General features: G+C 64.7%; 26 protein-coding genes and 1 riboswitch. Of the genes, 5 read left to right on the top strand and 21 right to left on the bottom strand.

Features of this window, described 5'->3' with window-relative positions; translation table 11 throughout:
* Window positions 1-75: 75 nt before the first annotated feature.
* The 17 genes from hisC to P0D70_RS19025 all read right to left on the bottom strand — a co-directional run bounded on the left by hisC (window position 76) and on the right by P0D70_RS19025 (window position 14653).
* Window positions 76-1146 carry a histidinol-phosphate transaminase gene (hisC, locus tag P0D70_RS19105; RefSeq protein ID WP_408185653.1) on the bottom strand — a complete coding sequence of 357 codons (1071 nt, stop codon included), beginning with the start codon at window positions 1144-1146 and terminating at the stop codon, window positions 76-78.
* Window positions 1147-1316: 170 nt separating this feature from the next.
* The gene (gene hisD / locus P0D70_RS19100) at window positions 1317-2639 is read right to left on the bottom strand and encodes a histidinol dehydrogenase (protein ID WP_091798498.1); all 1323 of its coding nucleotides are present in this window, start codon (window positions 2637-2639) and stop codon (window positions 1317-1319) included.
* Between the two features lie 59 nt (window positions 2640-2698).
* Window positions 2699-3397: an ATP phosphoribosyltransferase gene (hisG, locus tag P0D70_RS19095; RefSeq protein WP_091798495.1), complete on the bottom strand. Its 699-nt coding sequence runs from the start codon at window positions 3395-3397 to the stop codon at window positions 2699-2701.
* The gene (gene murA / locus P0D70_RS19090; RefSeq protein WP_408185652.1) at window positions 3394-4656 is read right to left on the bottom strand and encodes a UDP-N-acetylglucosamine 1-carboxyvinyltransferase; all 1263 of its coding nucleotides are present in this window, start codon (window positions 4654-4656) and stop codon (window positions 3394-3396) included. The genes hisG and murA overlap by 4 nt, the downstream gene beginning before the upstream one ends.
* A 111-nt stretch (window positions 4657-4767) precedes the next feature.
* Window positions 4768-5007 (bottom strand): BolA family protein, encoded by a 240-nt coding sequence (locus P0D70_RS19085; RefSeq protein ID WP_006052280.1) that lies wholly within the window; start codon window positions 5005-5007, stop codon window positions 4768-4770.
* A gap of 15 nt (window positions 5008-5022) precedes the next feature.
* On the bottom strand, window positions 5023-5778 hold the full coding sequence (locus P0D70_RS19080; protein ID WP_091798489.1) for an ABC transporter permease: 756 nt from the start codon (window positions 5776-5778) through the stop codon (window positions 5023-5025).
* Complete coding sequence (locus P0D70_RS19075) at window positions 5775-6707, bottom strand: ABC transporter ATP-binding protein (protein ID WP_091798486.1); 933 nt, start codon at window positions 6705-6707, stop codon at window positions 5775-5777. Before P0D70_RS19075 ends, P0D70_RS19080 begins: the two co-directional genes overlap by 4 nt.
* A gap of 171 nt (window positions 6708-6878) precedes the next feature.
* Window positions 6879-7172 carry an STAS domain-containing protein gene (locus P0D70_RS19070; protein ID WP_408185651.1) on the bottom strand — a complete coding sequence of 98 codons (294 nt, stop codon included), beginning with the start codon at window positions 7170-7172 and terminating at the stop codon, window positions 6879-6881.
* Complete coding sequence (locus P0D70_RS19065; protein ID WP_408185650.1) at window positions 7169-7801, bottom strand: MlaC/ttg2D family ABC transporter substrate-binding protein; 633 nt, start codon at window positions 7799-7801, stop codon at window positions 7169-7171. Before P0D70_RS19065 ends, P0D70_RS19070 begins: the two co-directional genes overlap by 4 nt.
* A gap of 114 nt (window positions 7802-7915) precedes the next feature.
* On the bottom strand, window positions 7916-8959 hold the full coding sequence (locus P0D70_RS19060) for an MlaA family lipoprotein (RefSeq protein ID WP_408185649.1): 1044 nt from the start codon (window positions 8957-8959) through the stop codon (window positions 7916-7918).
* Between the two features lie 11 nt (window positions 8960-8970).
* A complete protein-coding gene (gene mlaD / locus P0D70_RS19055) occupies window positions 8971-9510 on the bottom strand; it encodes an outer membrane lipid asymmetry maintenance protein MlaD (RefSeq protein ID WP_408185648.1) in 540 nt (179 codons plus the stop codon).
* Window positions 9511-9601: 91 nt separating this feature from the next.
* Window positions 9602-10369 carry a lipid asymmetry maintenance ABC transporter permease subunit MlaE gene (gene mlaE / locus P0D70_RS19050; RefSeq protein WP_408185647.1) on the bottom strand — a complete coding sequence of 256 codons (768 nt, stop codon included), beginning with the start codon at window positions 10367-10369 and terminating at the stop codon, window positions 9602-9604.
* Window positions 10366-11187, bottom strand: coding sequence for an ABC transporter ATP-binding protein (locus P0D70_RS19045; RefSeq protein WP_091798466.1), 822 nt, complete (start codon window positions 11185-11187; stop codon window positions 10366-10368). Before P0D70_RS19045 ends, mlaE begins: the two co-directional genes overlap by 4 nt.
* A gap of 94 nt (window positions 11188-11281) precedes the next feature.
* On the bottom strand, window positions 11282-12385 hold the full coding sequence (gene thiE / locus P0D70_RS19040) for a thiamine phosphate synthase (RefSeq protein WP_408185646.1): 1104 nt from the start codon (window positions 12383-12385) through the stop codon (window positions 11282-11284).
* Window positions 12382-13197 carry a thiazole synthase gene (locus tag P0D70_RS19035; protein WP_091798460.1) on the bottom strand — a complete coding sequence of 272 codons (816 nt, stop codon included), beginning with the start codon at window positions 13195-13197 and terminating at the stop codon, window positions 12382-12384. Before P0D70_RS19035 ends, thiE begins: the two co-directional genes overlap by 4 nt.
* Window positions 13198-13243: 46 nt before the next feature.
* Window positions 13244-13441, bottom strand: coding sequence for a sulfur carrier protein ThiS (gene thiS, locus P0D70_RS19030; RefSeq protein WP_408185681.1), 198 nt, complete (start codon window positions 13439-13441; stop codon window positions 13244-13246).
* Between the two features lie 81 nt (window positions 13442-13522).
* On the bottom strand, window positions 13523-14653 hold the full coding sequence (locus P0D70_RS19025) for an FAD-dependent oxidoreductase (protein ID WP_408185645.1): 1131 nt from the start codon (window positions 14651-14653) through the stop codon (window positions 13523-13525).
* A 217-nt stretch (window positions 14654-14870) separates the two neighbouring features.
* Window positions 14871-14995: riboswitch (TPP riboswitch) on the bottom strand.
* Between the two features lie 426 nt (window positions 14996-15421).
* Between P0D70_RS19025 and P0D70_RS19020 the strand changes: the two genes are divergently transcribed.
* The 3 genes from P0D70_RS19020 (at window position 15422) to P0D70_RS19010 (ending at window position 18643) form a co-directional block, all read left to right on the top strand.
* Window positions 15422-17173 (top strand): ABC transporter ATP-binding protein/permease, encoded by a 1752-nt coding sequence (locus P0D70_RS19020; protein ID WP_091798456.1) that lies wholly within the window; start codon window positions 15422-15424, stop codon window positions 17171-17173.
* Window positions 17170-17979, top strand: a complete 810-nt coding sequence (locus P0D70_RS19015) for an SDR family NAD(P)-dependent oxidoreductase (RefSeq protein WP_408185644.1) — start codon at window positions 17170-17172, stop codon at window positions 17977-17979. Before P0D70_RS19020 ends, P0D70_RS19015 begins: the two co-directional genes overlap by 4 nt.
* A 196-nt stretch (window positions 17980-18175) precedes the next feature.
* Window positions 18176-18643 (top strand): hypothetical protein, encoded by a 468-nt coding sequence (locus P0D70_RS19010; protein ID WP_408185643.1) that lies wholly within the window; start codon window positions 18176-18178, stop codon window positions 18641-18643.
* Here P0D70_RS19010 and P0D70_RS19005 read toward each other — a convergent pair.
* The gene (locus tag P0D70_RS19005) at window positions 18633-18776 is read right to left on the bottom strand and encodes a hypothetical protein (RefSeq protein WP_408185642.1); all 144 of its coding nucleotides are present in this window, start codon (window positions 18774-18776) and stop codon (window positions 18633-18635) included. The genes P0D70_RS19010 and P0D70_RS19005 overlap by 11 nt on opposite strands.
* Between P0D70_RS19005 and P0D70_RS19000 the strand changes: the two genes are divergently transcribed.
* Both P0D70_RS19000 and P0D70_RS18995 read left to right on the top strand, forming a co-directional pair.
* A complete protein-coding gene (locus P0D70_RS19000) occupies window positions 18775-19353 on the top strand; it encodes a hypothetical protein (RefSeq protein WP_408185641.1) in 579 nt (192 codons plus the stop codon). The genes P0D70_RS19005 and P0D70_RS19000 overlap by 2 nt on opposite strands.
* A gap of 101 nt (window positions 19354-19454) precedes the next feature.
* Window positions 19455-20192: a response regulator gene (locus P0D70_RS18995; protein WP_408185640.1), complete on the top strand. Its 738-nt coding sequence runs from the start codon at window positions 19455-19457 to the stop codon at window positions 20190-20192.
* 76 nt (window positions 20193-20268) lie between these two features.
* On the opposite strand, the gene P0D70_RS18990 is transcribed toward P0D70_RS18995, so the two are convergent.
* The 3 genes from P0D70_RS18990 to P0D70_RS18980 all read right to left on the bottom strand — a co-directional run bounded on the left by P0D70_RS18990 (window position 20269) and on the right by P0D70_RS18980 (window position 21905).
* Window positions 20269-20940, bottom strand: a complete 672-nt coding sequence (locus tag P0D70_RS18990; protein WP_091800977.1) for a flagellar basal body L-ring protein FlgH — start codon at window positions 20938-20940, stop codon at window positions 20269-20271.
* 77 nt (window positions 20941-21017) lie between these two features.
* On the bottom strand, window positions 21018-21734 hold the full coding sequence (locus tag P0D70_RS18985) for a hypothetical protein (RefSeq protein ID WP_408185639.1): 717 nt from the start codon (window positions 21732-21734) through the stop codon (window positions 21018-21020).
* A gap of 3 nt (window positions 21735-21737) precedes the next feature.
* A complete protein-coding gene (locus P0D70_RS18980; protein WP_216668815.1) occupies window positions 21738-21905 on the bottom strand; it encodes a DUF6726 family protein in 168 nt (55 codons plus the stop codon).
* Window positions 21906-22492: the final 587 nt, after the last annotated feature.

Genomic DNA, 22492 nt, shown 5'->3' with positions numbered 1-22492 from the left:
TGGGATGGGAAAACGTCGGGCCGCGCGTGCTTTCCGCAATCGGGACAAGCGTTTGCGCGGCCATTCGGCACGCTTTCAATGCAATACGAGCTTCAGTCCGGCGAGCAACTGCGCGTTTTCTTCCGGCGAACCGACGGTCAAACGCACGCAATTGGCCAGCAATGGATGCATTTTACTCACGTTTTTGATCAAAACCCGCGCCGCCAGTAGCGTTTCGAACAGGACTGACGCATCCGGCACGCGCACCAGCAGGAAGTTGCCGGCGCTCGGGAACACTTCGGCGCCCGGCAACTCGGCCACCGCGTGCGCGAGTTTCGTCCGTTCGTCACGCAATTGCGCGGCTTGCGAATCGAGCACGTCGATGTGATCGAGCAAGAAATCGGCGGCGGCTTGCGTGAGCACGTTGGTGTTGTACGGAGGCCGCACTTTGTCGAATTCGGTCAGCCAGGCCGGCTTGCCGACCAGATACCCGAGACGGATGCCGGCCAGACCGAGCTTGGACACCGTGCGCATAACCACGACGTTGTCGAACGCGTCGGCGCGCGGCAGCCAGCTTTGCTGCGCGAACGGCTGGTAGGCCTCGTCGATCACCACGAGGCTCTTATTGGCCGCGGCGATGATGCGCTCCATGTCGGCGTCGTCGAACAACGTGCCGGTCGGGTTGTTCGGATACGCGAGATAAACGATCGCCGGCTGGTGCTCGGCGATCGCGGCCAGCATCGCTTCGGTGTCGAGCGTGAAATCCGCCTTCAGCGGCACACCGACGAACTCGAGATTCGCCAGTTTCGCCGACATCTGATACATCACGAAGCCCGGCACCGGCGCGAGCACCTTGGCGCCCGGCTGCGCGCACGCGACCGACACCATGCTGATGATTTCGTCCGAGCCGTTGCCGAGCAGCACGTCGCAGCCGGCGGGCACTTTCATCACACGCTTGATCTTCTCGATCAGCGCATCCGGACGCGGCGCCGGATAGCGGTTCAGCGCGACCCCGGCCAGATGCTCGCCCAGATGCGCGGCCAGCACCGGCGGCAGCGGGAACGGGTTTTCCATCGCGTCGAGCTTGATATAGCCCGTCGCGTCCGGAACCGGATAGCTCGTCATCGCGAGCACGTCGCGGCGGATGATGTCTTGAGGTGTCGTCATAGGTCGGTGGAGCGGGCCGCGAGGAAACGCCGGCCCGGCGTCGGCGGCATGCTGGCCGCCCCAGGTTGGTCTCTGTTGTCGTTATTGAACGTGGAACCGCGCGCAATCCGTCGCTGGCGTTCGCGGGCATCGGCTCGATGCCCGCGGTTCGAACGCCGGATTCGACGCCCTCAGCCGTTTTGCCGCATCCGGTATTCGGCGCTGCGGGCATGCGCCTGCAGGCCTTCGCCGTAAGCGAGTTCGGCGGCGATCTCGCCGAGCGTCTGCGCGCCTTCCGCGCTGACCTCGATCACGCTCGAACGCTTGAAGAAATCATAGACGCCCAAAGGAGACGAGAACCGTGCGGTACGAGACGTAGGCAAAACGTGATTGGGCCCCGCGCAGTAGTCGCCGAGGCTTTCGCTGGTGTAGCGGCCGAGGAAGATCGCGCCGGCATGGCGGATCAGTTGGCCCCACTGCTGCGGCTCCAGCGCGGAAATTTCGAGGTGTTCCGGCGCGATGTCGTTGGCGATCGCGCAGGCTTGCTCCATGTCGCGCACCTTGATCAGCGCGCCGCGGCCTTCCAGCGATGCCTGGATCACGTCGCGGCGCGGCATGGTGGGCAGAAGTTCGTCGATCGCGTCTTTCACGCGGCCGATAAACGCGTCGTCCGGGCACAGCAGGATGGACTGCGCGAGTTCGTCGTGCTCGGCCTGCGAGAACAGGTCCATCGCCACCCAGCGCGGGTCGGTGGTGCCGTCGCACAACACGAGGATTTCCGACGGCCCGGCGATCATGTCGATACCGACTGTGCCGAATACCCGGCGCTTGGCCGACGCGACATAAGCGTTGCCGGGACCGCAGATCTTGTCGACCGCGGGCACCGTTTCCGTACCGTACGCGAGCGCGCCGACCGCCTGCGCACCACCGATCGTGAACACGCGATCCACGCCGCCCAGCAGCGCGGCAGCGAGCACCAGCGGATTCTTCACGCCGTCCGGCGTCGGCACGACCATGACGATTTCGCGCACGCCGGCCACCCGCGCCGGAATCGCGTTCATCAGCACCGACGACGGATACGCCGCCTTGCCGCCCGGCACGTAGATGCCCGCGCGATCGAGCGGCGTGACCTTCTGGCCGAGCACGGTGCCGTCGGCTTCCGTGTATTGCCAGCTATGGCTGCCGCATTCGATCTTCTGCTTCTCGTGATAGCCGCGCACCCGCGCCGCCGCCGCTTCGAGCGCCGCGCGGCGCTTGGGCTCCAGACCTTCCAGCGCCGCTTCCAGCTCCGCCATCGGCAGTTCGAGCGCGCTCACGCTCCTGGCTTCGACACGGTCGAAGCGGCTCGTGTATTCGAGCACCGCGGCGTCGCCGCGCGCCTTCACGTCGTTCAGAATCTGCGCGACCGAGCGCTCGATTGCTTCGTCTTCGCTCGCCTCGAACGCGAGCACCGCGTGCAGCGACTTCTGGAAGTCGGGAGCAGTGGAATCGAGTTTGCGAATCTTGATAGACATACGGGTATCCGTTTCGGTAAGGCGCGCTCTAGAACGTGGTCACACCAACACGATCAGTATCAGGCCGTCGTCGAGCCGGCTTTCGACGCGCGTTCGAACGCGTCGAGGATCGGCCGCAACGCGGCGCGCTTGAGCTTGAGCGCCGCCTGGTTCACAACGAGGCGCGACGAAATCTGCATGATCTCCTCCACCTCGACAAGATTGTTGGCGCGCAAGGTGTTGCCCGAGCTCACCAGGTCGACGATCGCGTCGGCCAGGCCGACCAGCGGCGCCAGTTCCATCGAGCCATACAGCTTGATCAGATCGACGTGCACGCCCTTGGCGGCGAAATGCTCGCGCGCGGTTTCAACGTACTTGGTCGCCACGCGCAAGCGCGCGCCCTGGCGCACCGCGTTCGCATAATCGAAACCGGCCGCGACCGCGACCGACATGCGGCAGCGCGCGATATCCAGGTCGACCGGCTGATACAGGCCGCTGCCGCCATGTTCGAGCAGCACGTCTTTGCCCGCCACGCCGAAGTCGGCCGCGCCGTATTCGACATAGGTCGGCACGTCGGTGGCGCGCACGATGATCACGCGCACATTGGCGTCCGTGGTCGGCAGGATCAGCTTGCGCGAGGTTTCCGGATCTTCGGCCACTTCGATGCCGGCTGCGGCGAGCAGCGGCAACGTCTCCTCGAAGATACGCCCTTTCGACAACGCTAGCGTGAGCGGCGCGCTCACCGCCGGCGACGACGAAGTTTGCGGCATCGCGCTCATGCCTGGCTCCCCGAGATACGGCGCACCTTCGCGCCGATAGCGGTGAGCTTGGTTTCCATCCGGTCGTAACCGCGGTCGAGGTGATAGATCCGGTCGATCAGCGTTTCACCGTCGGCACGCAAGGCGGCGATCACGAGACTCGCGGACGCGCGCAGATCGGTCGCCATGACCTTCGCGCCGGAGAGCTGCTCGACGCCGCTCACGAGCGCGGTGTTGCCGTCGATCGTGATGTTCGCGCCGAGCCGGTTCAATTCCTGCACGTGCATGAAGCGATTCTCGAAGATCGTCTCGACGACTTGCGAGGTGCCGTTCGCGATCGTATTCAGCGCCATGAACTGCGCCTGCATGTCGGTCGGGAACGCCGGGTATTCGGAGGTGCGGAACGTAACCGCGTTGGGACGCTTGTCCATGCGCACGCGCATCCAGTCATCGCCTTCCTCGACCGTGACGCCGGCTTCGCGCAGCTTTTCGGTCACCGCTTCGAGAATCAGCGGACGCACTTTACGCAGCGTGACGTCGCCACCGGCTGCCGCCACCGCGCACAGGAACGTGCCGGCTTCGATACGATCGGGAATCACCGTGTGCTTCGCGCCATGCAGCTTGTCGACGCCCTGAATCACGAGGCGATCGGTGCCGATGCCTTCGATCTTTGCGCCCATCGCGACCAGCAGATGCGCGAGGTCGCCGACTTCCGGCTCACGCGCCGCGTTCTCGATGACGGTTTCGCCTTCAGCCAACACGGCTGCCATCAGCAGATTTTCGGTGCCCGTCACGGTAATCATGTCGGTGACGATGCGCGTGCCCTTCAGACGCTTCGCGCGGGCTTCGATAAAGCCGTGCTCGATCGTGATCTCGGCACCCATGGCCTGCAGGCCCTTGATGTGCTGATCCACCGGACGCGCGCCGATTGCGCAGCCGCCCGGCAGCGAAACGCGCGCGTGACCAAAGCGCGCGACCAGCGGGCCGAGCACGAGGATCGACGCGCGCATGGTCTTCACCATCTCATACGGCGCGACGAGGTTATCCACCTTCGACGCGTTCAGCGACACGCGGCCTTCGCCGCTCTCGATCTGCACGCCCATCTGGCCGAGCAGCTTGAGCATCGTGCGCACGTCCTGCAGGTCGGGCACGTTCTCCAGATGCACCGGTTCCGCGCTCAGCAGACCCGCGCACAGAATCGGCAACGCCGCATTCTTCGCACCCGAGACGACGACTTCACCCGACAGCGGGTAGCCACCTTCAATGACGAGTTTATCCATGCCTGTCAGTTCCTGATTGACCCGGACTTCGGCCGGGGCTGCTTTGACTGTGTTCGGCGCGCCGCTACCGGCGTCGCGCCCTTCTTGAGTAATTCGCACTAAATTTCCAGATTACGCGTTCTGCCATTCGGCGGGCGTCAGCGTCTTCATGCTGAGCGCGTGGATTTCTTCGCGCATGCGGTCGCCGAGCGCCGCGTACACGAGTTGATGGCGTTGAATCAGACGCTTGCCTTCGAAGCTCGGCGAAACGATGGTCGCAAAGAAATGCTGGCCGTCGCCTTCGACTTCGAGATGCTGGCAGGCGAGCCCAGCCGCGATGTATTGCTTGACCTGTTCGGGAGTCGGCAACATGAGAGAAGCTCCTGATCAGTGGCGCAGTTTGTAGCCGGAAGCGAGCATGCGCATCGCCACCACGGCCAGCACCACAAAGAAACCGGCGACGATCGCGAGGCTCACGAGCGGATTGATATCCGACATCCCGAAGAACCCGTAGCGAAAGCCGTCGATCATGTAGAAAAAGGGATTGAGCCGCGACACTTCACGCCACACCGGTGGCAGCGTGTGAGTGGAGTAGAACACGCCCGAGAGGAACGTGAGCGGCATGATCAGAAAGTTTTGAAACGCGGCGAGCTGGTCGAATTTGTCGGCCCAGATACCCGCGATCAAACCCAGCGTGCCGAGAATCGCCGCGCCGAAAATGGCAAACAGAATGATGAATAGCGGCGCGGTGAAGCTGACGGGCACGAACCAGATCGTCACGATGAACACGCCGAAACCCACGGCGAGACCGCGCACCACGGCCGCGAGCACATAGGCGCCGAACATCTCGTAGTGCGACAGAGGCGGCAGCAACACGAACACCAGGTTGCCGGTGATCTTCGACTGGATCAGCGAGGACGAGCTATTGGCGAATGCATTCTGCAGCACGCTCATCATCACGAGACCCGGAATCAGGAAACTCGTGTATTCGACGCCCGGATAGACCTGCACGTGACCGCGTAAGGCGTGGCCGAAAATCGTCAGATAGAGCAGCGCGGTAATGACCGGCGCCAGCACCGTCTGGAACGCCACCTTCCAGAACCGCAGGAGCTCTTTGTAAAACAGCGTACGGAAACCGCTCATGCAAGCCCCTCGATCACTTCCGGACCGTTCATTACCTGAACGAACACATCTTCGAGGTCGGCTTTGCGGACCTCGATTTCTTCGAATGTGCAGCCCGCCGTGCGGCACTGCGCGAGAATTTTTTCGACGTCGTCGTAGCTTGCAAGACGCAGCAGATGCTGGCGGCCGTTGCCGTTGCCCGTGCCGCTCTCCACTTCGAGCGGACGCAGATCGGCCGGCAATACGCCTTGCGCGAACCGCAGGAATAGTTGCATACCGGCAAAACGTTGCAGCAGCGTGCTGGTGCGCTCGAGCGCCACGACCTCGCCGCGACGCAGCATGGCGATGCGGTCGCACAGCGATTCGGCTTCTTCCAGATAGTGCGTGGTCAGCACGATAGTGTGGCCTTCGCGGTTCAGGCGCGAAATGAATTTCCACAGCGTTTGCCGCAATTCGACGTCGACGCCCGCGGTCGGCTCGTCGAGCACGATCACCGGCGGCCGGTGCACGAGCGCCTGCGCGACCAGCACGCGGCGCTTCATACCGCCCGACAGTGCGCGCATGTTGGCGTCGGCTTTGTCGGTGAGGTCGAGATTGGCCATGATCTCGTCGATCCACGCGTCGTTGTTGCGCAGACCGTAGTAGCCGGACTGGATGCGCAAGGTTTCGCGCACCGTGAAGAACGGATCGAACACGAGCTCCTGCGGCACCACGCCGAGTGCGCGGCGCGCAGCGCGGAAATCGCTGACCACGTCGTGGCCACGCACGGCAATGCTGCCTTCATCGGCGCGCGCGAGCCCGGCGAGGATGCTGATGAGCGTTGTCTTGCCCGCGCCGTTCGGACCGAGCAGCCCGAAGAACTCGCCTTCTTCAACTGTGAGGCTGACGCCCTTGAGCGCCTGCAAGTCCTTGTAGCGCTTCTTGACGTTACGAATTTCTATGGCTGACATTGACTGTGGGCCGCGTGCGTCGCGGCGCCTAAAGGAGCCCGGAGGGGGCGCACAAATGCTGGAAGAAACGGAATTGGGGCCGGTTATGAGCCCCAAAAAACGTTTGATTATAGGGCAAAAATCGGTGGCCCTATCTCAGGCGGGAGGTTTGGAAGTGACGCGCTCAGAGCGTCAATGTCGCGCCGATAAGAGAGTATCGACGCCGTAGGCTTGCGCGAGGCTGGCGAGACCAGCCGGCAGATTGACGATCTCGAACGCGCCGCCGCGCGCCTGGGCGGCACGCTGCCACGCGAGGAGGACGGCCAGCGCGGACGAATCGAATTGCGCGAGCGGTGCGCAGTCCACGCCGTTCGCGCCCGCCGCGATACGTTGCAAACCCGCCGCGAGCGCGGCGTTCGCGCTCGCGTGGGTCAGCGTCGCGCCGCTCTCGAAGCGGTTGGCGACGGGGCTCAGCACTTCGCTCACGACTGCTTGCCCGCGGCGAGTTGCTGGTTGCGCTGCGTGAGGAACTGGATCAGCCCGTCAACGCCCTTCTGCTGAATCTGCTCGTTGAACTGCTGCTGATACGCCTGGATCAGCCATGCGCCGAGCACGTTGATGTCATACACGCGCCAGCCTTGTGGCGTCTTGTACAGACGGTAGTCGAGTTCGATCGGCGAGCCGTTGTTCATCACGACCGAGCGCACCACCGTGTCGGTGTCGTCCGGGTTCATGCGGAACGGCTTGTACTGGATCTGCTGATCGCGCACTTGGGCCAGCGCGCCTGAGTATGTACGGATCAGCAGCATCTTGAACTGCTCGACCACTGCGTTTTGCTGCTCCGGCGATGCGGTGCGCCAGTTGCGGCCCATGGCCAGCTGCGTGGTGCGGCGGAAATCCGTGTACGGCAGGATCTTTTCGTTGACCAGCGCGGTGATGTGCGAGATGTCACCTTGCTGGATCGACTTGTCGGCACGCACTGCATCGATCACCTGCTGGGTGACCGTTTTGATCATGCCGTCGGGGGAATTGGAGTCGACGGTTTGTGCCGAGACGCCGGCGCTGGCAAATGAGAACAGCGCGGCAAACAACGGAATCAAGAACAATTTTTTCATATGGAGCCCTGCCTTAAAAATAGTGCAATCGTTTGAGCCGACATTAACACGCGAGTTCAGCCGCAATCCATGCGCAAACTGCGAGAGTCGTATCGATCTGTTACGGCTGCACGATCAACGCAATTTGAATGACGGAAAGTTGAAACGCGAGGGCGGAACCAGCTGGCCAGCCGGGATCTGCGTCGTTTCAGGGCCGCCGTTGAGGTCGAGCGGCGGCGATTCGACGCTGCCCGACGCGGCTTCCGGCGCTGCCGCTGTGCCCGATGCCGCTTGCGGCGGCGTTGCCGCGGTCGCACCGGAAGCCGGCGCCGCCTTCGCGGCAGCAGCACCCGGCGTGCCTGCCGCGCCGGCCGTACCGGTCGCGGCGCCAGCCGGCGCAGCAGCCGCGCTGCCGTCGACGTCGCCGTAGTTCGGCAGCGGCGCTTCGTCGCCGTAATTCGGCAGTCCTTGCGCCTGTTTGCTGTCGGACAGCAGGTACTGACGGCGCTGCAAATACGCGTTGCGCACGAACGAATATTTGTCGAGCGCGGCGCCTTCCAGCACATCGCTCGCGCTCAGCAGATTGGCGCGCGTATTGACCACGTTCAGGCCGTACAGCGCCCAGCTCAGACCATCCGGATGAATGTAGCTGAGCGGGTTCACATAGTAATTGCCGATCGATCCGACCGCGTCACGCACGGTGCTCGGCCCGAACAGCGGCAGCACGAGGTACGGGCCCGCCGGCACGCCGTAGTGACCGAGCGTCAAGCCGAGGTCGTTGTCGTGCTTGGGCAGCTTGGCAAGCGTCGCCACGTCGAACAGACCGCCCACACCGAAGACCGTGTTGATCACGATCCGCATGATGTCTTCGACACCGTCGGTGATCTTCAATTGCAGCAGGTTGTTCGCCGCAATGTAGACGTCGCCGATGTTCGAGAAGAAGTTCGTCACGCTGTCGCGCACCGGCTGCGGGGTCGCCCACACGTAGCCCTTCGCGACCGGCTTGAGCGCGTACTGGTCGATCTTGTCGTTGACGGTGAACATGGTGCGGTTCAGGCCTTCGAGCGGGTCGCCCTTGGTCGGCGTCTGCACGGTCGTACAGCCGGCGAGCAGCGTTGCGACTACCGCCAGCCTTGCGACCGGGAAAGCGCGCGCGGCCCTGATGCGTGTGGTCTGCATTCTTGTTCTCCTTATTGAGCGCCCGCGCCGGACGCGGGCAGGCTCGGCGCCACGGGCGCGGGTGTGCTCGCGGCGGCGCCAGGCTTGGATGCACCTGAATCCGCAGCCTTGCTGTACAGGAACTGTCCGATGAGGTTTTCCAGCACGATCGCCGATTGCGTCATGGAGATGGTGTCGCCCGCCTTGAGCATCTCGCTGTCGCCGCCGGGTTCGAGCCCGATGTATTGTTCACCGAGCAGACCCGAGGTCAGGATCTTCGCCGACGTGTCTTTCGGAAACTGGTACTGCTTGTCCAGATCGATCGTGACGACGGCCTGGTACGCGTTGCTGTCGAAGCCGATCGAACCAACCCGGCCAACCGTCACGCCCGCGCTCTTCACGGGCGCGCGCGCCTTCAATCCGCCGATGTTGTCGAACTTGAGCTTCACCGGATAGGTTGCCTGGAACGACAACGAGCTCATATTGCCGGCCTTCAGCGCCAGAAACAGCAACGCCACGAAACCCAACACCACGAACAGGCCGACCCAGAAGTCGAGAGCAGTCTTTTTCATCGTTATCCCAAAGTGAATCCGCCACGCCGTTGGCACTTCCGCCGCGCGCGTCGAATCACGCGCCGCCAGCTAAAAAAAGTGCGGCGCAGCCTTAGCTGAACATCAATGCGGTCAGCAGAAAATCGAGGCCGAGCACCGCAAGCGACGCGTACACGACGGTCTTGGTCGTGGCGCGCGACACGCCTTCCGGCGTCGGCTTGGCTTCATAGCCTTGAAACAGCGCAACGAACGTCACCGCGAGGCCGAACACCACGCTTTTGACAACGCCGGCGCCGACGTCGCGCCAGACATCGACGCCACCTTGCATCTGCGACCAGAACGCGCCGGCATCGACGCCGATCAGCAGAACGCCCACCACATAGCCACCGAGCACGCCGACCGCGCTGAAGATCGCGGCGAGGATCGGCATTGAAATGATGCCCGCCCACAGGCGCGGCGCGATCACGACCTTGACCGGATCCACGGCCATCATTTCCATCGCGGTCAGCTGCTCGCCTGCTTTCATCAAGCCGATTTCAGCCGTGAGCGACGTGCCGGCGCGCCCCGCGAACAGCAGCGCCGTGACCACCGGGCCAAGTTCACGCACGAGCGACAGCGCGACCAGTAACCCGAGCGCCTCTTCGGAGCCGTACCGGTTCAACGTGTAATAGCCCTGAAGACCGAGCACGAAGCCGACGAACAGGCCCGACACGGCAATGATCACCAGCGAATAATTACCCACGAAGTGGATCTGCTTCGTGACAAGACGTGGACGGCGCAACAACGGGAAGAATTCGAGCAGCAGCCGGAAAAAGAAACGCGTGGCATAGCCGGCCGTGCCCAGCCCGTCGAGCACCGAGCGGCCGATCATACTGATCATGGCTGACCTCCGCCGATACCGAAGTCCGCCGCGAGCGGCGTCTTGCTGGGATAGTGAAACTTGAAGGGACCGTCCGGCGCGCCGTCGATGAACTGGCGCACGGTGGGATCGGTCGACTCCCGCAGCTCAGCGGGCGTGCCTTCGGCGTGAACCCCGCCATTGGCGAGAAAGTAGACGTAATCGGCGATCGCGAACGATTCCGGCACGTCGTGCGTGACGAGGATCGACGTGGCGCCGAGCGCCTGATTCAGCGCGCGGATCAGGTTCGCGGTGATGCCGAGCGAGATCGGATCGAGACCGGCGAACGGCTCGTCGTACATCATCAGTTCGGGATCGAGCGCGATGGCGCGCGCCAGTGCCACACGCCGCGCCATGCCGCCCGAGATCTCCGACGGCAGCAGGTCGCGCGCACCCCGCAAGCCGACCGCGTTGAGCTTCATCAGCACCAGATCGCGGATCAGTTCTTCGGGAAGGTCGGTGTGCTCACGCAGCGCGAAGGCGACGTTGTCGAACACGGACATGTCGGTGAAGAGGGCGCCGAACTGGAACAGCATGCCCATCTTGCGCCGCAGCGCGTAGAGGCCGTCGCGCGTTTGCCGGCCGACGTCCTGGCCGTGGAACAGGATCTCGCCGCGCTGCGCGCGCACGAGGCCGCCGATCAGGCGCAGCACCGTGGTCTTGCCGCAGCCCGAACCGCCCATGACCGCGACCACCTGGCCGCGCTTGAAGCGCAGATTCAGGTTCGACAGGACGAGCCGGTCGCCGTAACCGAAGTCGACGTCGCGCAACTCGAGTAAGGTCTCGGGGGAGGAAGACACGAAACTGACAGTCCTTTTACACGGAAGGCGAATTATAGGGCCACCGTGCAAAAGTTGCCGTGACGCTGCCCCGACCCTTAACCAATTCTCACGATTATTGCGTAAACGCTTGTTGCAGTGCAGAAACGGCCGCCGCCGGATCGGCCGCTTCCGTTACCGCGCGCACCACGGCCGCGCAGCCGACGCCTGTCGCCAGCACGTCGGGCAGCACCTGCAGGTCGATGCCGCCGATCGCCACCAGCGGCACGACGCCGTCGAGCAGTCGCACGTAGCGGGCCAAACGCCGCAGGCCCTGCGGCTCGGTCGGCATGACCTTGGTGGTGGTCGGAAACACCGCGCCCAGTGCTATGTAGCTCGGCCGGAAATGCAGCGCTTTCAGAATTTCGTAGAAACCGTGGGTCGACAGGCCGAGACGCACGCCTCCCGCCGCGAGCGCGGCGAGGTCAGCCGTATGCACGTCTTCCTGACCGAGGTGGACGCCGTACGCGCCGGCTTCGAGCGCGGCCTGCCAGTGGTCGTTGATGAAGACCTGAGCGTCGTACTGGCGGCCAACGGCCACGCAGCGAGCAATTTCGCGCTTCAGTTCGTCGGCGGGTTCGGCGGATTTGCGGCGCAGTTGCACTGTCTTCACGCCAAAGCCCACCACCCGTTCGACCCATTCAGCGGTCGGCAGCACCGGATACAGGCCGAGCCGCTCGGGACAGCGTGCAAAAGCCTGCGGCGGCGCCTCGGGCAAGCCGGCAAGACGCGGGAAGTGGTTGATATCGGCGGGAAAAGCGTCGTCGGCACGAGTTTCGTCGCCGTCGCGCCAGGCCAGCGCCAGGACCAGCGCGTCATGCGGATCGAAACCGCAGTCGAGGAAAGCCGCCAGCGCGGGAATCCAGTCTTCCGCCAGATGGCCTTCCAGGCGGTATTTTTCACCGCCCAGATGCAGCGTGGCCTTTTCCTCGGCGGCTTCGATCACGCCAGCGCCGTGCACCAGCCAGCGCGCCATCTGTTCGCCGTGCTGCTGCGCGTCGGCAATCAAAATCAGGTCGCCGCCGTTCAGTTCCTCCGGCGCGGTCAGACAGATGCGCCACTGCGCATGTGTCGGCGGCCAGTCGCCCAGCCGGGCGCGGATGCGCTCGGCGGCTTCGGTGAGTTCGTCGGCGGGCGGCCAGAAGAGGTCGCGATCCTTCAATGTCAAAGTCTGCGTCATGCGGCGCTCCCGTCTTGATGCCAGAACGGCATGCCGACCACCGGCGTGCTCGCGTGCGCGCTTTCGCGCGCGGCCATCGGCCCCGCCAGAAAAGCCTGGCGGCCCGCTTCGACGCCGAGCGCGAAGGCGCGCGCCATTGCGTCGGGGTGCGTGGCCTGTGAGACGGCGGTGTTCAGCAGCACGCCGTCGAAGCCCCATTCCATGACCTGCGCCGCATGCGACGGCACGCCGAGTCCGGCGTCGACGATCAGCGGCACGTCCGGCAGCCGCTCGCGCAACACGCGCAGGCCGTACGGATTGATCACGCCCTTGCCGGTGCCGATCGGCGCGCCCCACGGCATCAGCGCTTCACAACCGGCGTCCAGCAGACGGCGGCCGATCACGAGATCTTCCGTGCAGTACGGCAGCACCTTGAAGCCGTCCTTGACCAGTTGCGCGGCCGCTTCGATCAGGCCGACCGGGTCGGGCTGCAACGTGTAGTCGTCGCCGATCAGTTCGAGCTTGATCCACTCGGTTTCGAAGATTTCGCGCGCCATATGCGCGGTCGTCACCGCCTCGCCGACGGTCAGGCAACCGGCCGTGTTCGGCAGTAGCGGTACGCCGTGGCGCTTGAGGAGGTCGAAGAAGCCCGCTTCCGCGCCGCCTTCGTTCATTTGCCGGCGCAGCGCGACGGTCACCATGCCGGGGCGCGCCGCGTCGATGGAATCGGACAGCGATTGCAGCGACGGATAGCGCGAGGTGCCGAGCAGCACACGGCTCGCGAAGGTCTGGCCGTAGAGCGTGAGCGCGTCGGCAGTCTGGGGGGAGGTCATTTGCATAATCCTTGGTTTCCTGCAATCGGGCATCCCGGCGAGGCGCTCAGCCGCCGGCCACGGGTTGCACGACATCGAGCTTGTCGCCCGACTGCAGCGCGCGCGCCGCATGCTGGGTGCGCGCCACGAAATCGCCGTTCAGCGCGACCGCGAACGGCGGACGTGCGCCGTACGCGGCGAGCGCGTCGGCGACAGTCGCGCCTTCGGGTAGCGATAACGGCTTCTGATTGATATGAATGTCCATGGTGTTCGAATACGGTTCAATCGATGGCGAAAGCGGCATGGTATGCGGCGCTCGTTTGGGTGTGGACCACTTGCGCAACGCTCATGCCGGCTCCCGCGCGGCGTCCAGTTGAAAGAGCTCGCTCCAGCGCGCATCGCGCTGCCAGTCGGCGAAAGCATCGGCGTCGCCGATGCGGCCGTCGAGCAGCGCCGCGGCGAAGCGCACGGCTTCGTCGGCGACTTCGGGCACGATCATGTAGCCGTGCCGGTACAGGCCGTTCACGCGCAGCGTCTGCGCGCCATCCCACAGCAAGGCCGGACGGTGGTCTGGCAAAGTTGGGCGGCACTGCGAATTCAGTTCGAGGATGCGTGCCTCGCCGAAGCCGGGATGCACGGAAAACGCCGCGCTCAGCAGTTCGAGCGCCGAGCGCACGCTGACGGGCGACATGTCCTCGCCTTCCACTTCGGTGGCGCCGATCACGTAGAGATCGTCCTGCTTCGGCGCGATATAGAGCGGATAGCGCGGATGCAGCAGCCGCACCGGCCGCGTCAGCTTGATACCGGGCGCATGCACGCGCGCGACTTCGCCGCGAATGCCGCGCAGCGTGGGCAGCACGGGCTTCGCGCCGAGGCCGCGGCAGTCGATCGTGACGCGGGCGGGCGGCAGAGCGTGATCGTCGACCGCCGTATTCCAGTGCGTTTCGACGCCACGTTGCGCGAGGCCCGCAGCCAGCGCGCTCAGCACCTGACGGTTATCCAGCTGGCCTTCATGCGGCAACAGCCAGCCCTGATTGAAACGGCCCGCCAACGCGGGCTCGGCGGCGCCGAGTTGCGCGCCCGACAGCGTGACGAAACCGCCGTCCAGCAATTCAGCCGGCGCATTGGAGCGCACGCGGCGCTCGAACAGCGGTGCTTCGGTGCGGTCGGCGTGATGCCAGACGACCAGCGTGCCATTGCGCTGAAAGAACACCGGCTCTGGCAACTCGGCAAGCATTTGCGGCCATGTATCGAGCGAACTCGCGCCAAGGCGCGTGATGAGCAGCTCGGCACTGGCGGCTTCCGCGAGCGGCGCAAGCATGGCCGCGGCGACCCACGCCGCGGCTTGCGAACCGGCGGCATCGCCTCGCTCATACAGCGCCACGCGATGCCCCTCACCGGCGAGACGCCACGCGACCAGCCGCCCGCACAGGCCACCGCCGAGAACGGCGAAATCGGGTTGCGCAGAACGCGTCATCGTGCGCACTCCCATTCAGGATGGCAAGCAAAGGCAAAGCGGCACGGCGCACCAGCGGCGTGACGAAGAGCAAAACACATATCTGAAGAATAGGCGGTCATCGAGTCCTTTCCGTACGGCCAACAAAACGCACGTACCCAGGACGAAACCGGCGGGTGAGGCCGGCCGGGCAATGCGCGTTCCAATGACTAACGCCGCCCGGCGGGGAATGGAAGACTGGCTGCTTCCGGAAACTTCCCGCGCCGGTATTACCCGGATCGGGTGCAAAGGGTCTCTCTCAGCCTCGCCGCCGCAGCATGAAAACCATGCCGCCTGTGGCGCGAAGCACCCCTGTTTCGTCGAAGTCCATTAGACCATAAAAGACGCGCCCCCCGCAAACCAGCGCCCCGCCGCGCCGCACGCGGTTTGATCCGGCACCATCTTTCGCTTAATCAATACGGCCTGGGGCGGTGCTCTGGCACAATGCCAGCACAGATGCCGCACGAACGCGGCGCGGCCGGCGCACCAGACGGCCACGCCGCGTTCGCGCGGTATCGAGGCGAGGCCTCGCGGCGCAACTTAATTTTCGCTTAAGGGCTTCGCGCCAGAATCGGACGCTCACCCGCGCGTGCGTTCGTCGAGCACGACGCCCGGGCCTGTACCGCAAACCCGCCGCAGGGCAGCCCGCAGACGGACCTGCCCCGATGGGTCAGCCCCACATGGGCCAGCCCCAATGGGCCAGCCCCGAATGGGCCAGCCCGAATGGGCCAGCACTACTTCAGGATGCTCATGACACCGAATACCACTGCCAGCCCCGCGCTGCCGCCCGACGAAAAAGTCTCCGCCTGGAGCCTGATCAAACCCTACTGGGTTTCCGAAGAACGAAAAACGGCATGGGGCCTGCTCATCGCGATCATCGTGATGAATCTGCTCGTGGTGTGGATCAACGTGCGCCTGAATCGCTGGAGCGCCGACTTCTACAACGCGCTGCAAACCAAGAACGTGCATGACTTCCCGCACCTGCTGATGGTGTTCTCGGGGCTTGCGTTCGGCTTCATCATCCTCGCGGTGTACGGCCGTTACCTGCGCCAGATGCTCGGCTTTCGCTGGCGCCAGTGGCTGACCACGCGCTACCTGAACGAGTGGTTGAATGACAGCGCGTTCTACCGGATCGAGCGCGACCGCCTCGCCGACAACCCCGACCAGCGGATCAGCGACGACCTGCAATCGTTCGCCACCAGCACCCTTTCACTCACGCTCGACCTGCTCTCCACGGTCGTCACGCTGGTGTCGTTCATCACGATCCTGTGGTCGCTTGCCGGCGCGCTGACCATTTCGCTCGGCGGCATGCCGATCGAGATCCCCGGCTATATGGTGTGGGCCGCGGCACTCTACGCCGTGGTCGGTTCGCTGATCATCCAGAAGGTCGGCCATCCGCTCGTACCGATCAACTACCAGGCGCAGAAAGTCGAGGCGGATTTCCGTTTCGGCCTGATCCGTCTGCGTGAAAACGCCGAGCAGATCGCCTTCTACAACGGTATGGAAACCGAGAAGAAGAACGCACACTCGCTGTTCGGCCGCATCCGCGACAACTGGTGGCAGGTGATGAAGTACACCAAGCGCCTCACGTTCGTGCTGAGCTTCTACGGCCAGATCGCGATCATCTTTCCGCTGGTGGTCGCCGCGCCCCGCTACTTCGCCGGCGCCTTCACGTTCGGTGTGCTGATGCAGATTTCCAGCGCATTCGGCACCGTCAGCGACTCGTTCTCGTGGTTCATCAACAGTTACGGCACCCTGGTCGAATGGCGCGCCACCGTGAACCGGTTGCGTGAATTCAAGCGCGTCGTGCACGCACCGCGGCTGAAGGAATCGGTCTCGCCGGCAACCGCGCACGGCGGCATCAATCTGCATTTCGTCGACGAAGACCAGCTCTCCACCGAGGGCCTCAAACTCGCCCTGCCTAACGGCAACCCGCTGTCGCGCATTCGCGATGTGGCGATCCGGCCGGGCTCGCGCTGGCTGGTGCGCGGCCCGTCGGGTTCGGGCAAGAGCACGCTGATGCGCGCCCTCGCCGGCCTGTGGCCGTTCGGCGACGGCTCGATCGACGCACCGGTCAACGCGCGCATCATGTTCATCCCGCAGGTCAGCTACATGCCGATCGGCACCCTCAAGGCGGCGCTCGCCTACCCCTCCTCCGTGGACACCTACACCGACGACGAATGCCGCGAAGCGCTCGTCGTCTGCCATCTGTCGGAATACGCGGACCGTCTGCAGGAATCGGGACACTGGACCCGCATTCTCTCGCCGGGCGAGCAACAGCGCCTCGCCGCCGCGCGCGTGTTGCTGCACAAGCCGGACTATCTGTTCCTCGACGAAGCGACCAGCGCGCTCGACGCGGACAACGAGGCGCGCCTGTATCGCCTGTTCACGGAACGGCTGCCGAAGGCGGCGATTGTCAGTGTCGCGCATCGCGAGTCGCTCGCTGCGTTCCATGACGAGACGCTCGAGGTCGAGCGCTCGGACGAAGCGATCGCCGCATGAGCGACATAAGCGCCATCGCCGACCTGAACGACGCGGGCAGCGCCGGATTCGAGCGTGTCGTGCTGATCACCGGCGCCGGCTCCGGCATTGGCGCCGCACTGGCCCGGCGCATCGCCGCGCCGCGCTCGGCCCTGATGCTGCACGCACGCGGCGCCGATCACGAAGCGCGCCAACGACTCGCGCAAGTCGCCGCCGATTGCAGCGCGAACGGCGCACGCTGCGCGACGGTGTTCGGCGATCTAGCCGAACGCGGCGCCGCGGAACACGTGATCCATCAAACGCTGGCGAACTTCGGCGCGCTCGATCAACTGGTCGCCAACGCCGGACACGCGCAGCGCCAAACGCTGAATGCGCTCGATGCCGACGCGTTGAGCGCAGCCTTCGCGGCCATGCCGGCCGCGTTCGCGGCGCTCGTCAAACGTGCGACACCCGCGCTGGAAACATCGAAGCGTGGCCGCGTGGTCGCGCTCAGCTCGTTCGTCGCGCACCGCTACCGCGTGGACACGCCGTTTGCCGCGACGGCCGCCGCGAAAGCGGCGCTCGAATCGCTGGCGAAAACCGCAGCCGCGGAACTGGCGCCGCATGGCGTGACAGTCAATTGCGTGGCGCCCGGCTATACCCGTAAAGATCGCGGACCGAGTGCCGATAATGCATCGGTGTGGACTCGCGCCGCCGAAGCGACGCCGCTCGGCCATGTCGCCGAGCCCACGGATATCGCCGCGCTGATCGCATTCCTGCTCTCCGACGAAGCGCGCCACATCACCGGCCAGGTAATCCACGTCGACGGCGGCCTGACGCTCGGCTGAGCGACGCACCGCACGCCACGCCGCCCAACGCAACGCAACGCGGCGCAACATTCCGAAACACGCGAGAAGAGTTCGAAAGCATTTGCGAAGCGGGCAAGCTGTTCCGCGCTTTGAAAATGCCCTCCGGCGGCGACGATAGTCGTGCGGGCCGTACCACGTCCTGCCCCACGTCATTCACCGCTACTGGATTCCCGACATGTCATTCGATCGCCGCTCCCATCCTTTGACCCCGCGTCTCGCGCTTGCTCTTGGCGCGCTGCTCGTCACGAGCGCCGCTTATGCGGCACAAGCGAACCAGGCTAACCCGGCTAACGAGCCCGCCGACGTTTGCCCCGCGCTCAAACACATCGTCGACGCCGCTGATTTCCGGCAGTTGCAGACCCAAGCCGCCGCACAACTGCCGGGCACCGAAAGCGCCGACGACTGCCGCGCCAACTCGCATGCCTACGACTGCCACTGGCGCGCGCACTGGCAAGCGGACGGCGTCGTCTCCGATCCGCTGGAAGAATTCGGCGCCGACATCGCTGCCTGCTTCCCGAACGTCGTGCACGACATCAATACGCCGACGCGCCAGCATTTCATCGTGACCACCCCCGCGCGGCGCGTCAGCGTCACGGCAAGCGTGCAAGGGCAAAACGAATTGCGCCTGCGCGTCACGCGCTGAACGTGAGCCTGATCGCCGTTGTCCACTGTGATTTACGGAATTCACCGACCGTCACCTGGCGCCGCCTCATGACCTTCATGCCGAGCATGCCCGCCCACGCATTCACGCGAGCCCCGCGGGCTGCGTGGCGCATGTTGAAGCGTCCCTGCGCGTGGCTCGCCGTCTCCGCCACGCTGGCGGTCGGCCTGAACGGCTGCGCGTGGACGCTGATTCAGGCCGCCGACGCCACCGGTTCGGTGATTCAGGCGGGCTACGCGATCGCGGCAAACTATTCATCGCCGACCTTCGTCAACGGCCGGCCGGCTGACTTGCGCAACGTCTGCATCGAAGTGAATCAGAACGTGTCGGTCGGCGATTTCGTGCCGGCGCTGCAACTCGCGCTCGACCGGCGCGGCATTCGTTCGGAAGTCTACAATCCGGGCACGTCGCCCGCCGGTTGCGAGGCGCGGCTCGTCTACAACGCCGCGATCGATTACGGCCGCCGTTCGTTCAGCGACGAAACGATCCAGTATCTGTCGATCATCGACCTGACGCTGATTCAGAACGGCCGTATTCTCGTCACCGCCCGCTATCAGACCGGCGGCCTGAACACCGACCGCTTCTCTTCGGCATCGACCAAACTCAATGGCCTGATCGAGCGAATGGTCGTCGATCGAACCGACTTCTCTCGCCGGCCGCCACAGACCATTCAGACTTCCCAGGCGAACTAGGCGAACTAGGCGCACAGATCGCTTGCTTTCCCTTACAGGGGAAAGGATTCGAAAGCGTGACGCGCTTTGCTGCGCACGCGCGGTTCTCTAAGATGACCTGAATGAACCCATCCATTCTGGTCGTCGACGACGATCCCGTGATACGTGAACTCGTCAGCGGATATCTGCAAGGGCGCGGCTTCAAGGTCGACACGCTCGAACATGGCCTCGGCCTGCAGCGCAAATTGCAGGACGAGCGGCCCGACCTGATCGTCCTCGACATCATGATGCCGCAACTCGACGGCATCAGCGCGTTGCGCGCGTTGCGCGTGGCCGGCGACGACATTCCCGTGATTCTGCTGACCGCGCGTGCCGATCCGATCGATCGCGTGATTGGTCTCGAACTCGGCGCGGACGACTACCTCGGCAAGCCCTTCGAACCGAGCGAACTGGTTGCGCGGATCCGCACCGTGCTGCGCCGTCGCAGCGTGATTGCCCCGAGCGCGCCGGAGCAGCGCGCGCCGTATCGCTTCGGCCGTTTCGAAGTGAATTTCCCGGCGCGCGAATTGCGTCACGAAGGCGAGCGCATTCCATTGCGTTCGAGCGAATTCGCCATGCTCAAGATATTCGTCACCCACGCGATGACCGTGCTCACGCGCGCGCAGTTGCTGGAGAAACTGCACGGCAACAGCGAGATACATCGCAATCGCAGCCTTGATGTGTCGATCTGGCGTCTGCGCCGGCTGATCGAAGTCGATCCGTCCGAGCCACGCTATGTGCAAACCGTGTGGGGACGCGGCTACGTGTTCGTGCCGGACGGTGAAATCGGTGCGGCCGAACGCGGTGCGCCGCCGGTCTAGCATGTGACGCGAGGTGCGATGGCTATCGCACCTCCTGGCTGGCAGGTTCGCAATGCGTCGACGACTCAGAACGTGATCAGAACGTCAGCACGCTCATGAACATTCTTTGCAGCCAGCCCATGGTCGTGGCGTCGGACACCATCCCCACACCGGCCTGTTCGATACGCGCGTTCGCGACCTTGCTCGACGCCACGTAGTTGCCCGCTTCGATATCCTTAGGATTGACGATGCCCGACAGGCGCAGCCTGTCGCGGTTGCCGCTCATCGCAATGACCTTCTCGCCCGACACCACGAGGTTGCCGGTCGACATCGTACCGATCACGGTGACAGCGAGCGTGCCGCTCATGCCGCTCGCATCGGTGAGACTGCCCTGCCCTTTGTATTCGGTGCTCGCCGAGCCGATGTTGAACAGTCGCGCAAGGCGCGCGGCAGCGTTGGTGGAATGGTCGGCGGCGTCGGCGGTAATGCTGCTCGAGCGACTCGCCGCCGCGGTCGCGCTGTTATTGCCGCTATACGATTCCGAGAGACGGATCGTCAATACATCGCCGATATGTTGGGCACGCGGCGTCTCGTACAGGAGCAGCGGACTGCCGGCCTGATAGATCGCGCCTTGCGTGTTGACGTTCAGTGGCGCCGAGGCAAGCGGCGGCGCCATCGGCGTATCGACGATCGAGCTTTGCTGCGTGCTCCCGCAAGCCGCAACGCAGATCGCCGCGCCTAGCGCGACAGTGAGACGTAGCGCAGTCATGCCCGCAGTCATACCTACTCCTTGGCCGGGTCGGCCGGGTTCGAAACGGGCCTTGCGGCCCCACTCAATGCCGCTCATCAACCAGCCTCCGCGCCGCTCGCCTGCCACTGCCGCACGACAGACTTCACCCACGCATCCGAGCCCTTCAGCAAATAGGTGAGCGTGCCGTTGCGTGTGCCCGGCAGAAAGCACAACGTGATCGAACTCACGGCGTTTTCCCAGACATACGTGGGCATCGCGCCCGACGACGCCGACACGGTCCGCGTCGCGAGACGCGGCGGCCCGTATCGGTCCGCGAGCGCTTCGCGCAAGTCGTCGGCGGTGATCTCGTCGATCACGAAAGAAATCTCGTACAGACGCAGCGCGCTTTGTCCGTCCACACGCGCGAAACGCAGCACATGCTCCAGCGCGGGCGCGCCGTCGACCACCGCTTGCGACACCTCCCAGCCGTTGTCCGCGCGATGCGCCCAGCGGCACGCCACCGTCAGGCTGTCGTGCGACTTGAGCCGCATGCCGAGCGCGCCTGCCTGCACGTCCGTCTCGCAAACCGGCACGCTGCCGAGCGGCGTGGCCCGCACGGTCGAGCCGGCGCGGAATTCGTCGAGCGTGATGCCGAGCGCCACGCCTCGAAACGCGAACGGCGCGTCTGGCGAGCGCCGCCGCGCGTCGGCGGAAGGCTCTTTCGTTGCGGCACTCGCCGCACTCGCCTCCCGCACGAGCGGTTGCGCTTGCGCAGTCAGCGAGAACACGCCGCCCAGTACCGCCAGCGCGCAGGCAATCCGTTTGAGTGTCATGATTCAGTCGATGGCGGATGAACACATGTCGAACGGCGAGGCCGCGGCATGGCCAACCACCGGGATGATTTTCAGCGTGGCCGAAGTCAGCCGGCACGGCAGCGCGGCGACGGCGCAGCCACCCAGGGGTAGCAGCGCCGCGCCGAGCGTCAACCACGCGGCGACACGCATGAAGCGATGAAGGATTCTCGGGGTCGACACATGGGCCTCAGGACGTCAGGCTGTCGTATTGACATGGTGGCCGACGAGCCCGGCGGGCAGCGACGGCTGCGCCTGGCCGGCGGACTCCCGCGGCTGCGCAGCGGAGCCTGGGTTGCTGGCGGCTGCGGGCCTGCCTGCTGGCGGCGTCGCCGCCAGGGACGAAAAGCGGGTGGATGAGAGATTGCTGGGAACGGTCATGGTGAGCCTCGCGTGGCGCTAGGTTTCGATTTCACGCCGCCTGCCGTGGGCCCAAGGCGTTAGGCTGTTTTCAGCATGCGGCGCAACGTACTGCACGACGAATCATCCCGCCGGGCGTGCAGCGCCGATGCATGAAGGAAAGCGCGCTTTCCGGCGGTTCTTACGAGCCGTTGCGCGCCGTTGCGGCCGCTTTCAAATTGGCACAGATTCTTTCTTCGGAGGAATGTTGGCTATGCGAAGGGAGTGGCAGCATGGCCGCGCGCATTGCCGAACATGGCCGCGCTGAAATATGCCGCGAGCCTTGTGTGGCGGGCCTGACAAGGGCATCACCCGCCGCGGCGCGGCGTGACGTAAGCATT

The organism is Paraburkholderia sp. RL17-381-BIF-C, assembly GCF_046026435.1.
Taxonomy (GTDB): domain Bacteria; phylum Pseudomonadota; class Gammaproteobacteria; order Burkholderiales; family Burkholderiaceae; genus Paraburkholderia.
The sequence above is the reverse complement of the archived record's forward strand: the minus strand, read 5'-3'. Positions and strand labels throughout refer to the sequence as shown.

What these genes read in the sequence shown, in the direction of transcription:
- P0D70_RS18995 (WP_408185640.1), top strand. Translation starts at nt 19,455, where the DNA reads ATGAACCCATCCATTCTGGTCGTCGACGACGATCCCGTGATACGTGAA.
- P0D70_RS18990 (WP_091800977.1), bottom strand. Translation starts at nt 20,940, where the DNA reads ATGACTGCGCTACGTCTCACTGTCGCGCTAGGCGCGGCGATCTGCGTT.
- P0D70_RS19035 (WP_091798460.1), bottom strand. Translation starts at nt 13,197, where the DNA reads ATGACCTCCCCCCAGACTGCCGACGCGCTCACGCTCTACGGCCAGACC.
- P0D70_RS19010 (WP_408185643.1), top strand. Translation starts at nt 18,176, where the DNA reads ATGTCATTCGATCGCCGCTCCCATCCTTTGACCCCGCGTCTCGCGCTT.
- P0D70_RS19020 (WP_091798456.1), top strand. Translation starts at nt 15,422, where the DNA reads ATGACACCGAATACCACTGCCAGCCCCGCGCTGCCGCCCGACGAAAAA.
- P0D70_RS18980 (WP_216668815.1), bottom strand. Translation starts at nt 21,905, where the DNA reads ATGCGTGTCGCCGCGTGGTTGACGCTCGGCGCGGCGCTGCTACCCCTG.
- murA (WP_408185652.1), bottom strand. Translation starts at nt 4,656, where the DNA reads ATGGATAAACTCGTCATTGAAGGTGGCTACCCGCTGTCGGGTGAAGTC.
- mlaD (WP_408185648.1), bottom strand. Translation starts at nt 9,510, where the DNA reads ATGAAAAAGACTGCTCTCGACTTCTGGGTCGGCCTGTTCGTGGTGTTG.
- P0D70_RS18985 (WP_408185639.1), bottom strand. Translation starts at nt 21,734, where the DNA reads ATGACACTCAAACGGATTGCCTGCGCGCTGGCGGTACTGGGCGGCGTG.
- P0D70_RS19015 (WP_408185644.1), top strand. Translation starts at nt 17,170, where the DNA reads ATGAGCGACATAAGCGCCATCGCCGACCTGAACGACGCGGGCAGCGCC.
- hisG (WP_091798495.1), bottom strand. Translation starts at nt 3,397, where the DNA reads ATGAGCGCGATGCCGCAAACTTCGTCGTCGCCGGCGGTGAGCGCGCCG.
- P0D70_RS19065 (WP_408185650.1), bottom strand. Translation starts at nt 7,801, where the DNA reads ATGAAAAAATTGTTCTTGATTCCGTTGTTTGCCGCGCTGTTCTCATTT.
- thiS (WP_408185681.1), bottom strand. Translation starts at nt 13,441, where the DNA reads ATGGACATTCATATCAATCAGAAGCCGTTATCGCTACCCGAAGGCGCG.
- P0D70_RS19080 (WP_091798489.1), bottom strand. Translation starts at nt 5,778, where the DNA reads ATGAGCGGTTTCCGTACGCTGTTTTACAAAGAGCTCCTGCGGTTCTGG.
- hisD (WP_091798498.1), bottom strand. Translation starts at nt 2,639, where the DNA reads ATGTCTATCAAGATTCGCAAACTCGATTCCACTGCTCCCGACTTCCAG.
- P0D70_RS19085 (WP_006052280.1), bottom strand. Translation starts at nt 5,007, where the DNA reads ATGTTGCCGACTCCCGAACAGGTCAAGCAATACATCGCGGCTGGGCTC.
- thiE (WP_408185646.1), bottom strand. Translation starts at nt 12,385, where the DNA reads ATGACGCAGACTTTGACATTGAAGGATCGCGACCTCTTCTGGCCGCCC.
- P0D70_RS19025 (WP_408185645.1), bottom strand. Translation starts at nt 14,653, where the DNA reads ATGACGCGTTCTGCGCAACCCGATTTCGCCGTTCTCGGCGGTGGCCTG.
- P0D70_RS19000 (WP_408185641.1), top strand. Translation starts at nt 18,775, where the DNA reads ATGTTGAAGCGTCCCTGCGCGTGGCTCGCCGTCTCCGCCACGCTGGCG.
- hisC (WP_408185653.1), bottom strand. Translation starts at nt 1,146, where the DNA reads ATGACGACACCTCAAGACATCATCCGCCGCGACGTGCTCGCGATGACG.
- P0D70_RS19075 (WP_091798486.1), bottom strand. Translation starts at nt 6,707, where the DNA reads ATGTCAGCCATAGAAATTCGTAACGTCAAGAAGCGCTACAAGGACTTG.
- P0D70_RS19060 (WP_408185649.1), bottom strand. Translation starts at nt 8,959, where the DNA reads ATGCAGACCACACGCATCAGGGCCGCGCGCGCTTTCCCGGTCGCAAGG.
- P0D70_RS19005 (WP_408185642.1), bottom strand. Translation starts at nt 18,776, where the DNA reads ATGCGCCACGCAGCCCGCGGGGCTCGCGTGAATGCGTGGGCGGGCATG.
- mlaE (WP_408185647.1), bottom strand. Translation starts at nt 10,369, where the DNA reads ATGATCAGTATGATCGGCCGCTCGGTGCTCGACGGGCTGGGCACGGCC.